Below are 12,003 nucleotides of genomic sequence, written 5' to 3'. Positions count from 1 at the left end.
AAAGCTCCCGGCCGCGCTTCGAGCGGAGACGCGGCCGGGTCCGGTACGGAGCGGCGGGCAGGGGACGGCCCGCCGCTCCGTCATGTCCGCTGTGCGGGGGACGCGCCGGCCGCCGTACCGCCCGGCGTCTCGCCCTCGCGCGCGACCATGACCTCGATACCGGCGACCAGGACGTCCAGGGCGTAGGCGAAGTCGCGGTCCCAGATGGCGCTGACGCTGCCGTGCGAGGCCCGCTCGTCGAGGATCTCCCGCATGCCCTCGGTCTTCTCCTCGAACTCCGGTTCGTCGCGGAACGCCTTGATCGCGTCCAGGTAGAACTCGTCCTGCGACATGCCGGCCTCCGCCGCGCGCCGGCCGAAGTGGGACTCGATCGTCCCGTAGCCGTACACGAACTGGAAGACCGCCGACATCGCGCTCGGCTGGCGGTCCAGGGAGAGGCCGGTGTCCCGGATCGCCGCGTGGATCTTCTGGCCGACGGCGATCGCGTTCGGGCCGATGTTCAGGTACTGGCCCGCGCTCGGCGACATCCACGCGTGGCGGACCAGCATCCGCCGGTAGTCCAGGGCGAGCACCCTGATCCGGTCCCGCCAGTCCCCGGCGGCGTCGACCGCCGCGAGGTCGATCTCGCCGTACACGCTGTCCACCGCGAACTCGATGATGTCGTCCTTGGTGTCCACGTACCAGTAGAGGGACATGGCCGTGACGCCCAGTTCGGTGGCGAGCTTGCGCATCGACAGCTTGGCCAGGCCCTCCTCGTCGAGCATCCGGATCGAGGCGTCGACGATCCGGTCCCGGTCGAGCCCGGCGGGGCCGCCGCCGCTGCGGGCGGTCCTCGTCTCCAGCCAGACGCTGGAACGCGCCGGGTTCTTGGCCCGATCGGCTGCCTTGACCATCGCGTTCCTCCGTCTGTCAGCGGTCCGTCACCATGCTAGGCAGCGACCGGCCGTTCGGCGCCCGCGGCCTTCTCCGTGCGCTCCGCCCGCCTGAGGAGGGCAGCGGCGACCAGACCGCCGGCGAACACGGCGATCGCGCCGACCAGCTGGCTGGTCTGGAGGCCGGAGGCGAACGCGTCGGAGATCTCCTGGCGCTCCGCCTCGCCGCCCGCGGCGGCCAGGGCGGCCGGGAGCGAGGTCGCGGTGACGGCGACGAGCGCGGCGAAGCGGGCGTTGAGCACGGCTCCGAGGACGGCGACACCGAGGCCGTTGCCGAACTCGGCGAGGGTGCCGTTGATGCCGGCGCCCACACCGGCCTTCTCCGGCGGGATCGAGCTCATGATCGCGTTGGCCATGGCCGGGGAGGAGACGGCGATGCCGCCGCCCATCAGGACCAGTCCGAGGAGCATGCCCGCGTAGCTGCCGTCCGTGCCGCCGCCGAGCAGCGAGATCGAGGTGAGACCCGCGGCCACCAGGGTCATGCCGAGGACGACGGTCGGCGGGGTGCCCAGCTTCATCACGATCCTGGGGCCGACGCCGGTCAGGTTGAGGCCGACGATCGTCAGGGCCAGCGGCGCCATCCGCAGCCCCGCCTCCAGGGGTTCGTACCCGAGCACGAACTGCAGGTGCTGGGTGAGGAGGAAGAGCGAGCCGCCCATGCCGAAGACGACCAGGATCGATCCGCCGATGGCGCCGACGAACTTCTGGTTGCGGAAGAAGTGCATGTCGAGCATCGGGTACGGGGTGCGCAGCTCCCACAGCGCGAAGGCGCCGAGACCGAGCACGCCGACGCCGGCCGGGACCAGGACCTGCGCGGAGAGCCAGCCGTGCTCGGGGCCGCTGATGATCGCGTACACGACGGCGGTCATGCCGATGGTGGAGAGCAGCGCGCCGAGCAGGTCGGGCCGGTCGCCCTGCGGGTTCTTGGACTCGGGGACCAGCTTGAGGACGGCGACGAGCGCCACGACCGCGACCGGGATGTTGATCAGGAAGATCATTCCCCACCAGAAGTGGTTCAGGATCACGCCGCCGATCAGCGGCCCGCCGGCGAAGCCCAGCGAGGCGACGGTCGACCAGAGCGCGATCGCCTTGACCCGCTCGGAGTCGTCGAAGATCTGCATGACGACGGCCAGGGTGGTGGTCATCAGGAGCGCGCCGCCGACGCCCATGCCCGCGCGGGCGGCGATCAGCTGCGTCGTGGAGCCGGCGAGTCCGGCGGCGAGCGAGCCGAGGCCGAAGAGCGCGAGGCCGACGGCGAGGAGCTTCTTGCGGCCGTAGCGGTCGGCGGCGTTGCCCGCGCTGAGCAGGAGGCCGGACTGGACGAGGGAGTACGCGTTGATCATCCACTGGATGTCGGTGGTGGACGCGTGGAGTTCGGAGGTCAGCGACGGGATGGCGACGCTGAGCACGGTGTTGTCGAGCAGCACGGTGAGCTGGGCGAGGCAGATGACGCCGAGGATCAGCCAGCGCTGGGGGTGACCACCGGTGGCGGTCGGTTCGGTCGCGGCGGTCGTCGCCGTCATGGGCAGGGCTCCTTGTACGGTGTACGTGACTGGGTCTCGTACACCGTACAAGGGCTCTCGTACGCTGTATAGCGATTTCCTGTTTCCCGGCTCGCCCTCCTGGGTGCGGCTTCCTCCGGCTACTTCTTCCGGGTCAGGTCGTAGAAGGTGGCGCCGCCGATCGTGACCTTCTCGAAGGTCTCCGAGACCCAGGCGGAGATCTCCGAGTTGCCGCCGGGACCGCCGCCCATGCGCCCACCGCCCTCACCGGTGCCGCCTTCGGCGCCGCCGATGAAGTAGTGGATCCTCCCCTCGGCCACGTACTGCTCGAACTGCGCGAGCGTCGGGGACGGGTCGCTGCCGTTGAAGCCGCCGATCGCCATGACCGGCTTCTCGGTGGCGAGCTGGTAGCTGGCCGCGTTCTGGGCGCCGACCGTGGCCGCGACCCAGGTGTAGGAGTCGGCGTCCGCGAGCAGCGCGGCCTCGGCCTCCGTACCGACGCTGGCGCCGTTCAGGAGCCCGCCCATGCCGCCGCCCCCGCCGGGGCCTTCGCCTCGGGCCATCCCCTGGGGCATGCCCTGCGGCATTCCCTGGGGCATTCCCTGGGGCGGGGTGCCGCCGGTGGTACCGCCCGGCATCTGGCCCTGGCCCTGGCCCTGTCCCTGGCCACCGGGACCGCCGGGCATCTGACCGGCCTGACCGCCCTGACCGCCGGGGAACATCCCGCCGCCCTCGAACATCCGGCCGCCGCCGCCCGGACCGCGGCCGCCCATCGCGCCGCCCGCCGGGCCCGCCGTCACGATCGAGCCCTGGTGTCCGGCGTTCACCGTCTCCAGGGTGTACGCGAAGGGGCCCGCGAGCCCCGACACCAGGCCGAGGCCCGCCACCGCGAGCCCGAGCCTGCGGTCGGTCCGGCCCGCGAACAGCAGCCCGAGCGCGGCGGCGACGCCCGTCACCAGGACCGCCCAGCGCAGCCACGGCAGCCAGTCCGGGGTACGGCCGAGCAGCGTCCACCCCCACCAGGCCGTCACCGCCACCGTCACGGCGAGCGCCGCCGAGGCGAGCCACCGGGTGCGCTCCTCCCACAGCACGGCCGCGCCCATGCCGACGAGCGCCGCCACGTACGGGGCCAGGGCGACCGTGTAGTACTCGTGGAAGATGCCGGCCATGAAGCTGAAGACGGCGAGGGTGATCAGGAGCGAGCCGCCCCACGCCAGGAACGCGGAGCGCGCGGTGTCGGTGCGGGGCGCCCGCCAGGTGACGACGAGCCCCGCGACGAGCAGGATCAGCGCGGCCGGAAGCAGCCAGGAGATCTGACCGCCGATCGAGTCGTTGAACATCCGGCCGATGCCGGTCTCGCCCCAGCCGCCGCCTTGGCCGCCGCCTCCGCGGCCACCGCCGCCGACGCTGCCGGTCTCGTTGCCGTTGATGCGGCCGAGGCCGTTGTAGCCGAAGGTCAGCTCCAGGAAGCTGTTGTTCTGCGAGCCACCGACGTACGGGCGGGAGGACGCCGGCCACAGCTCGACCAGCGCCACCCACCAGCCCGCCGAGACGAGCATCGCGAGCCCGGCGAGGGCCAGCCGGCCGATCCGGCGGCCGACACCGCCCGGCGCGCACACCCCGTAGACCAGGGCGAGCGGCGGCAGGATCAGGAACGCCTGGAGGGTCTTCGCGAGGAACGCGAACCCGAAGGCCACCCCGGCCCACACCAGCCACTTGGCGGCCTTCTCCTGCTCCAGGGCCCGCAGGACGCAGTACACCGCGACCGTCATGAGCAGCGCGAGCAGCGCGTCCGGGTTGTTGAAGCGGAACATCAGGGCGGCGACCGGCGTCAGCGCGAGGACCGCGCCCGCGATCAGACCCGCGCCCGCGCCGAAGCGGCGGCGGACGGCCGCGTAGAGCACCGCCACCGTGCCCACGCCCATGAGGACCTCGGGGACGAGGATCTGCCAGGAACCGAGCCCGAAGAGACGGACGGAGAGCGCCATCGGCCAGAGGGCGGCCGGCGGCTTGTCGACGGTGATGGCGTTGGCCGCGTCGAGGGAGCCGAAGAAGAACGCCTTCCAGCTCTCGCCGCCCGCCTGGACCGCTGCGGAGTAGAAGGAGTTGGCATAGCCGGACGCGCTCAGGTTCCACAGGTAGAGCAGCGCGGTGGCGACGAGCAGGCCGAGGAAGGCGGGCCGGACCCAGGGGGCGTCCTCGGCGCGTCCGCGCCACAGCCGGGCGAGCCGCCCGCTTCCCGGCGCGGCGTGGGCCGCCGGGGCCGTCGTGGACAGGGTGGTCATCGTTCGTTCCTTGCTGAGGTCTGCGGGACGGACCGCTCGGGGAAGACCCAGAGCCGGAAGAGGAGGAAGCGCAGGACGGTCGCGGCGAGATTGGCGACGATCAGCACGGCCAGCTCGGTGGAGTGCGCCGGATCGCCGGTGGCCGCGCCGAGCGCGGCGAGCGAACCGCTGGTCAGGGCGAGGCCGATGGCGAAGACCACGAGCCCCTGCGCCTGGTGGCGGACCGCCCGGTCCCGGCCCCGCACCCCGAAGGTGAGGCGCCGGTTGGCCGCCGTGTTGGCGACGGCCGAGACGAGGAGGGCGCCGGCGTTGGCGAGCTGCGGGCCCAGGCCGAGCCGGAAGGCCGAGTACAGCGCGAGGTAGAAGAGCGTGGACAGCACGCCGACCACGCAGAAGCCGACCAGCTGGCGTGCCAGGCCACCGGGCACACCGCTCAGTTCGCGGTCCCGGGGGTCGTCGCCGAAGGGCCGGACGAGCCGGTCGAGCGGCAGCGAACCGGTCGCCAGGGCCCGCCCGACCCGCAGGACGCCCTTCAGGTCGTCGGTGGCGGTCTTCACGATGTGCACGGTCGAGTCGGGGTCGTCGACCCAGTCGACCGGCACCTCGTGGATGCGCAGCCCGGCCCGCTCGGCCAGGACCAGCATCTCGGTGTCGAAGAACCAGCCGGTGTCCTCCACCATCGGGAGGAGCCGCTCGGCGACCTCGCGCCGGATCGCCTTGAACCCGCACTGCGCGTCGGAGAACCGGGCGGCGAGCGAGCCGCGCAGGATCAGGTTGTACGCCCGCGAGATGAACTCGCGCTTCGGCCCGCGCACCACCCGCGAGGAGCGGGCGAGCCGGGAGCCGATCGCCAGGTCGGAGTGGCCGGAGATGAGCGGCGCGACCAGCGGGAGCAGCGCGTTCAGGTCGGTCGACAGGTCGACGTCCATGTAGGCGAGGACGGGTGCGTCCGAGCCCGACCACACCGTGCGCAGCGCCCGGCCGCGGCCCTTCTGCTCCAGCCGTACGGAGCGCACCTCGGGCACCTCGGCGGCGAGGGCCGCGGCGACCTCGGGGGTCGTGTCGGTGGAGGCGTTGTCGGCGACGGTGATGCGGAAGCCGTACGGGAAGGTCCGGAGGAGGTGCTCGTGGAGCCGGCGGACGCACGGCTCCAGGTCCTTCTCCTCGTTGTAGACGGGGATCACCACGTCCAGGACGGGTCGTCCGGCGACGTCCACCGGCAGGTGCTCCCGGGCGGGGAGGGCGCCGGACGTGGGACCCGCGATCGTTGGGGTTCGCATGACGACGACATTCGCCGGGGCCGCTGTCACGCCTGTGTGATGAGCCTGTGCCCCGCCTGTGAGTCCTCGGCGGCGGGCAGGCGCACCGTGAACACGGTCCGCTCCGGGGCGCTTTCGACGTCCACCCCGCCGCCGTGGGCGTGGACGACCGCGCGCACGATGGCCAGCCCCAGGCCGGTGGATCCGGCGTGCCGGGAGCGTGAGGCGTCGCCGCGTGCGAAGCGCTCGAAGACGGCGGGCAGCAGGTCCGGCGGGATGCCGGGGCCGTCGTCCTCGATCTCGACGAGCACCGACCGGGACTCCGCGCGGACCCGGGCCGTGACCTTCGTGCCGGGCGGGGTGTGGGTACGGGCGTTGGCGAGGAGGTTGACCAGGACCTGCTGGATCCGGGCGCCGTCGGCCCGTACGGCCGCGGTGTCCGCGGGCAGTTCGAGGCGCCAGTGGTGGTCCGGGCCGGCGGCGCGGGCGTCGCTGACGGCGTCCACGACGAGCGGGACGAGGTCGGTGGTCTCGTACGAGAGCGGGCGCCCGGCGTCCAGCCGGGCGAGCAGCAGCAGGTCCTCGACCAGGCCCGTCATCCGGGTCGCCTCGGACTCGATCCGCCCGAGCGCGTGCCGGGTGTCGGGTCCGCACTCCTCCCGGCCGCGCCGGGTGAGCTCCGCGTATCCCCGGATCGAGGCGAGCGGGGTGCGCAGCTCGTGGCTGGCGTCGGCGACGAACTGCCGCACCCGGGTCTCGCTCTGCTGGCGGGCGTCCAGGGCGGAGTGGACGTGGTCGAGCATCCGGTTCAGGGCCGCGCCGACCTGACCGACCTCGGTCCGCGGGTCGGCCTCCGCTTCCGGGACCCGCTGGTGGAGCGCCACCTCGCCGCTGTGCAGCGGCAGCCGGGCGACCTGGCGGGCGGTGGTGGCGACCCGCCGCAGCGGACGCAGCGCGACCCGGACGAGCACGGTCCCGGCGAGCGAGGCCGCGGCGAGCCCGGCACCGGTGACGCTCAGTTCGACGAGGACGAGGGTGGACAGGGCGTCCTCGACCTCGGCGAGGGGTATGCCGGTGAGGAACTCGCCGTGCACCCCGGCGGCGTACTCGACCCGGTACGAGCCGAGGCCGCCGGGCAGTTCCACGGTGTGCGGCCGGCTGTCGCGGGGGACGGCCGCGAGCGCGTCCCGCTGGGCCTCGTCGAGCGCGGTGGTCCGGACGTTCCGCCCGTACATGCCGCTGTCCTCGGCCTCCGCCGAGTACCCGGCCGAGGTCACCTCGCCGGCCACGAGGACCGCGCCGAGGGTGCCGATGGGGGCACCGGGACCCAGCACGAACGCGAGCGGTTCCTTCTCGCGGCCCAGGTCGGACAGGCCGGGCCCGGGGGCCACCACGGCCGGCGGGCCCGCCGCCCGTATCGAGACGGTGTGGACCTGCTCGTCGGCCTGGTCGTACAGGTACGAGCGGAAGGCGATCGTGGTCACCGTCCCGATCACGGTCGCCACGACCGCGATCAGCACGACCGCCGAGACGACGAGCCGCGTCCGCAGCGACCACGGCCGCCGTGCACCTCGGAACACCGGACGCTACTCCCCCGGCTTGATCAGATAGCCGGCCCCGCGCCGGGTGTGGATCATCGGGGACCTGCCCGCGTCGATCTTCCGGCGGAGGTACGAGATGTAGAGCTCCACGACGTTGGCCTGGCCGCCGAAGTCGTACGACCAGACCCGGTCGAGGATCTGCGCCTTGCTGAGCACCCGGCGCGGGTTGCGCATGAGATAGCGCAGCAGCTCGAACTCGGTGGCGGTGAGGTGGATCGAGTCCCCGCCCCGGGTGACCTCGTGGCTGTCCTCGTCGAGGGTGAGGTCCCCGACGGACAGCAGCGACTCGCTGCGGGCCTGCGCGGCACCGGACCGGCGGATGAGACCGCGCAGCCGGGCCACCACCTCCTCCAGGCTGAAGGGCTTGGTGACGTAGTCGTCGCCGCCCGCCGTGAGCCCGGCGATCCGGTCCTCGACGGCGTCCTTCGCCGTCAGGAACAGCACCGGCACATCGGGCAGCTCGCGCCGGATCGAGCCGAGCAGGCTCAGCCCGTCGACGTCGGGCAGCATGATGTCGAGGATCACCGCGTCGGGGCGGAACTCGCGCACGGTCCGCAGGGCGGCGGCCCCGTCGCCCGCGCTGCGTACCTGCCAGCCCTCGTAGCGCAGGGCCATCGAGAGCAGCTCGGAGAGCGATGCCTCGTCGTCGACGACGAGGACGCGGACGGCGGTGCCGTCGGCACGGAGCATGTCGGCGCGAGTGCCGGGGCGGCGAGTGGTGACGGTCATGGGGCCACGTTCTCCGCCGCCGCTGAGATACCCCTTTCCCTTTCCTGTGAATTCCCTGAGAAACGGCCTCAGGGAACCGGCGGGGGCGGGGGCCTGAGGGGCCCGACGGGGGCGACCGCCCCACGGCCTGGCCAGGCCGGACGCCTCAGGAGCCCGGCGGAATCCGGATCGCGAGGCTCAGGGTTTCACGTGAAACAGTGCGGCCCCGTTCTCATAGAGGACACCGCGCAGCCAGTCGTCCCCGAGCCCGAGCCGTTCCAGGGCGTGGAGTTGGTGGACGTACGGGTACGGGATGTTCGGGAAGTCGGAGCCGAGCAGGATCCGGTCGCCGAGGTCCACCAGCCGCTTGCGCTCCGCCTCCGGGAACGGCGCGAGCCGCTCGCTGAAGTCGGTGAAGGCCATGGTCGTGTCGAGGTGGACTCCCTCGTACCGCTGGGCGATGTCGAGGAAGTCGCCGTACTCGGGCATCCCCATGTGGGCGACGATCACCCGCAGCCGGGGATGCCGGGCGAGCAGCCGCCGCATCGGCCCGGGGCCGGTGAAGTTCCCCGGGGTCGGACCGGAGCCGCAGTGCACGACGACGGGCGTGCCGCTGTCGGCGAGGGCCCCCCACACGGCGTCCAGCTCGATGTCCGTCGGGTCGAAGCCGCCGACCTGGAGGTGCACCTTGAACACCCGGGCACCGGCGTCGAGCGCCTGGTGGACGTACCCGTTCACGCCCGGCTCGGGGAAGAAGGTCGCGGTGTGCAGGCAGTCGGGCGTACGGGCGGCGAAGTCGGCGGCCCAGGAGTTGAGCCAGGCACCCATCCCGGGCTTGTGCGGATAGAGCATCGCGGTGAACGCGAGCGTCCCGAACCCGCGAAGGAGAGCGAGCCGGCGCTCCTCCTCCTCGCGGTAGGTGATGGGCCACTCCATGCCGGTCAGCGGGCCGACCGCGTCGAAGTACGCCCACACCTTGTCGAGGACGTTCTGCGGCATGAAGTGCGTGTGCACGTCGACGAGTCCGGGAATCCCGAGCCGCTCGACGAGCGCCCGGATCTCCGCCGCCTCGCCCGCGCCGACGCTCGGGCTTCCGTTCGTGTGCGCGTTCCCGCTGCCGCTCCCGCTGCTACTCCCGGTCAAAGCTGTAACTCCGCTCGACCTTGCCGATGTGGACGCTGTAGCTGTCGTACCAGTGCTCCCGCCCGTGCGCCTTGGCCGCCTGGTGCCCGCTGTCGAGCCGCCAGGCGTCCAGCGCCTCCAGGTCACGGAAGTAGGCCACCGTGATGCCGATGCCGCCGGGGGTCCGGGCGGACTCGTAGCCGAGGAAACCCGGGACCCCCTCGACACGCTCCCGCATACGGGTGGCCGTCTCCGCGTAGCCCTCGGGAGAGTCGGGCCGGACGGAGGTGAACACGGCGGTGTAGTAGGGCGGTTCCAGGCCCGCCACCAGCTTCGGAGTCATGTGATCACCCTCGCTGCGGCCGGGCACCGATGTCCACGGGCCCTGGCCAAAGGGATCCAAGACTTTACGAAGGGGTACGGGGCCGGAGGCCCTGCGGGGACGGGCCGGAGACGCGTACGGAGACGGACCGGGGTGCGCGTACGGAGACGGGCCGGAGTGCCCTGCGGAGACGGGAACGGGCACGGAGGCCCGGGTTCAGAAGAGCTCCCCCTGAGCGGCGCCCGGGTCGGCCACGGCGGCCACCGGTGCCACCGGCACCGAGAACTCCGCGCCCTCCCCGGCCCCCTGGAGGGCCCAGCCCCCCATGACCCGCGTGTCCAGGGCGAGGCAGCGCCCACCCGGATCCAGGAGGTGCAGGTCCGGCCCGGCGGCGGCGAGCAGCCGACCGGTGACGACGCCGCCGTCGACCAGCTCCGTCACCGTGCCGGCGAGCGGCGGCAGGCCGTCGAGGTGAAAGGCGTCGGCGTGGTCGCGCGCCGTGAACTCCAGCGGCTCCAGCGTCTCCGTCCAGCCGCCGACGGCACCGGCCCGCCGGTGCAGCTCCTCCACCTCACGGGCCCGGTCCCCGGCGGGCGGGAGCGCGTGCCGCACGGCCCGCTTCCGCTCGTACGCCACCCGGTCGGGCACGCCCAGAGCCTGCCGCAGCACCTCCTCGGTGCGCCGGGCGGCCATCAGAGGCCCGCGGCCGAGCCAGCTGAACGTGACGGCCCCCTGCTCCAGGAGCCGCGCCTCGCCCCGGGCCTCCGCGGTGATCCCCACCTTGGTCATCCCCGGGCCGAACCAGGCCAGATAGACGCGGTACGGCTGCGGGTCGTCGGCGACGGTGTCCGCGGCGACCGAGTGGGCCCGGTCGAGCCGCGCGCACTCCGGACACCGCCCGCCGGTCGCCCGCCCGGGCACCACGGCCTCCAGCGGGCACGGGTTCCCCCGGGCCCCCGGGCACCGCCGGACGCCGACGGCCCGGAACGCGAGCTCCTGCCCGTAACCGAGGGCGCTGACCCGTCCGCCCCGCCACCGCAACCCGGGCACCCCGCCGGCCCAGCCGAGCCCCCGACACCGCCACTCCACGCCCGCTCCTCCTCACGCCCCCGGACGTCCAGTCTCCGCCACACCCGCCGAAGCCCGGCCCGACGGAGACAGACCGCCGAAGCCGGACTCACGACGCCCGGCCCGAAGCCCCTCGGCGGAGACCGGCCCGACCGAAGCGCGACCCGACCGAAGTGCGGCCCGGCAGAAGCCCGGCTCGACAGAAGCCCGGCCCGGCAGAAGCCCGGCCCCGGCGAGGACCGCCCCGTTCACGGCAGGACGTAGATCCGGGCCCCGTCGGGGTCGGGGCCGCCCACCTCCCGCATGCAGCCGCGTTCGATGAGGAGCCGTACGCAGTCCCGGACGCGCTCGCGGGAGAGGCCGGTGCGGAGGGTGACGTCCTGGGGCCGGTAGCGGACCCCGCCCCGGACGAGGGCGGGCGCGAGGCAGCTGGCGACGGTCCGCACGTCCCCGGTGATCGCCCAGGACTCGACGAGTTCCTGCGGGGTGAGCTGTTCGACGGCGGAGTCCGTGGTGCGCTGGCGCGGCACGGCGAGCCGCTCAAGGGAGTCGGCGACCCTTGAGAGGCTGCACCGGGTCTCGCGGAGCAGCTCCGCGTAGGCGGTGTGGTCGTCGTACTCGGCTCGGGCGGCCGCCTCTTCGTCGAACCGCCCCTCCAGCCGTACGAGGACGTCGACGAGGTCGGGCGGCAGCAGGAACCCGGAGTGGACCGGCGAGGGTTCGAGCCAGTAGCCCCCGTCCCGCTGCACCGCCGCCACCACCCCCGCCGTCCATGCCCGGAACGGCCCGGCCTCGGGTCTGCGGCAGGCCCCGACGAGCTGGACGAGCCCTTGGAAGCTCACCATCCGCGCCGAGGCCCGGATGCCGCACCGGGCGAGTATCCCTTCGCTCCCGGCGAGTTCCCGGGCGGCGGCCAGACACCCCGGCGGCAGCGCCGCACCCCGCAGCGCCTCCCGCGACCCGGTGTACCCGAGCCGCTTCGCCACGTCCGCGACGGGGAACCAGTACGACCCGTCCGGCGCGGTCAGCCGCCGCAGGCGGGCCCCGGTCGCCACGTGCACCACGTCATCGATGTCGATCGCGTCCATCGATCATCACCTCCGCCTCGCAAGCTAGGACGAAGGCATATTCAACTGACATGCAAATAAGACAGGTTCACCCAAAAGGGGTTCCCGTGTCGCGGGGAAACCGCGGACTAGGATCC

Annotated in this window: 10 protein-coding genes; all 10 read right to left on the bottom strand. The window is 73.2% G+C overall.

The genetic code is table 11. From position 1 onward, the window contains the following. Positions 1-80: 80 nt before the first annotated feature. Complete coding sequence (locus tag ACFVZH_RS24965; protein ID WP_384900432.1) at positions 81-893, bottom strand: TetR/AcrR family transcriptional regulator C-terminal domain-containing protein; 813 nt, start codon at positions 891-893, stop codon at positions 81-83. Between the two features lie 35 nt (positions 894-928). Beyond that, positions 929-2,455, bottom strand: coding sequence for an MFS transporter (locus tag ACFVZH_RS24960; RefSeq protein WP_384900430.1), 1,527 nt, complete (start codon positions 2,453-2,455; stop codon positions 929-931). A 119-nt stretch (positions 2,456-2,574) separates the two neighbouring features. Further along, complete coding sequence (locus tag ACFVZH_RS24955) at positions 2,575-4,719, bottom strand: glycosyltransferase family 39 protein (protein ID WP_384900428.1); 2,145 nt, start codon at positions 4,717-4,719, stop codon at positions 2,575-2,577. Next, positions 4,716-5,999: a glycosyltransferase gene (locus ACFVZH_RS24950; RefSeq protein ID WP_384900426.1), complete on the bottom strand. Its 1,284-nt coding sequence runs from the start codon at positions 5,997-5,999 to the stop codon at positions 4,716-4,718. The genes ACFVZH_RS24955 and ACFVZH_RS24950 overlap by 4 nt, the downstream gene beginning before the upstream one ends. 26 nt (positions 6,000-6,025) lie before the next feature. Continuing rightward, the gene (locus ACFVZH_RS24945) at positions 6,026-7,558 is read right to left on the bottom strand and encodes an ATP-binding protein (RefSeq protein ID WP_384900425.1); all 1,533 of its coding nucleotides are present in this window, start codon (positions 7,556-7,558) and stop codon (positions 6,026-6,028) included. A 6-nt stretch (positions 7,559-7,564) separates the two neighbouring features. After that, entirely contained in the window at positions 7,565-8,308 is a 744-nt protein-coding gene (locus ACFVZH_RS24940; RefSeq protein ID WP_384900423.1) for a response regulator transcription factor, read from the bottom strand. Between the two features lie 177 nt (positions 8,309-8,485). Then, positions 8,486-9,346 (bottom strand): amidohydrolase family protein, encoded by an 861-nt coding sequence (locus ACFVZH_RS24935; RefSeq protein ID WP_384900591.1) that lies wholly within the window; start codon positions 9,344-9,346, stop codon positions 8,486-8,488. A 70-nt stretch (positions 9,347-9,416) separates the two neighbouring features. Continuing rightward, a complete protein-coding gene (locus ACFVZH_RS24930; protein ID WP_384900422.1) occupies positions 9,417-9,752 on the bottom strand; it encodes an antibiotic biosynthesis monooxygenase family protein in 336 nt (111 codons plus the stop codon). A 195-nt stretch (positions 9,753-9,947) separates the two neighbouring features. Then, positions 9,948-10,820, bottom strand: coding sequence for a DUF2797 domain-containing protein (locus ACFVZH_RS24925; protein WP_384900420.1), 873 nt, complete (start codon positions 10,818-10,820; stop codon positions 9,948-9,950). A gap of 227 nt (positions 10,821-11,047) precedes the next feature. Then, positions 11,048-11,887, bottom strand: coding sequence for a BRO family protein (locus tag ACFVZH_RS24920; RefSeq protein WP_384900419.1), 840 nt, complete (start codon positions 11,885-11,887; stop codon positions 11,048-11,050). Between the last annotated feature and the right edge of the window lie 116 nt (positions 11,888-12,003).

Origin of the sequence: Streptomyces sp. NPDC059534, from assembly GCF_042743475.1 — a bacterium.
Classification (GTDB): domain Bacteria; phylum Actinomycetota; class Actinomycetes; order Streptomycetales; family Streptomycetaceae; genus Streptomyces.
This window is presented reverse-complemented; position numbering and strand designations above follow the sequence as displayed.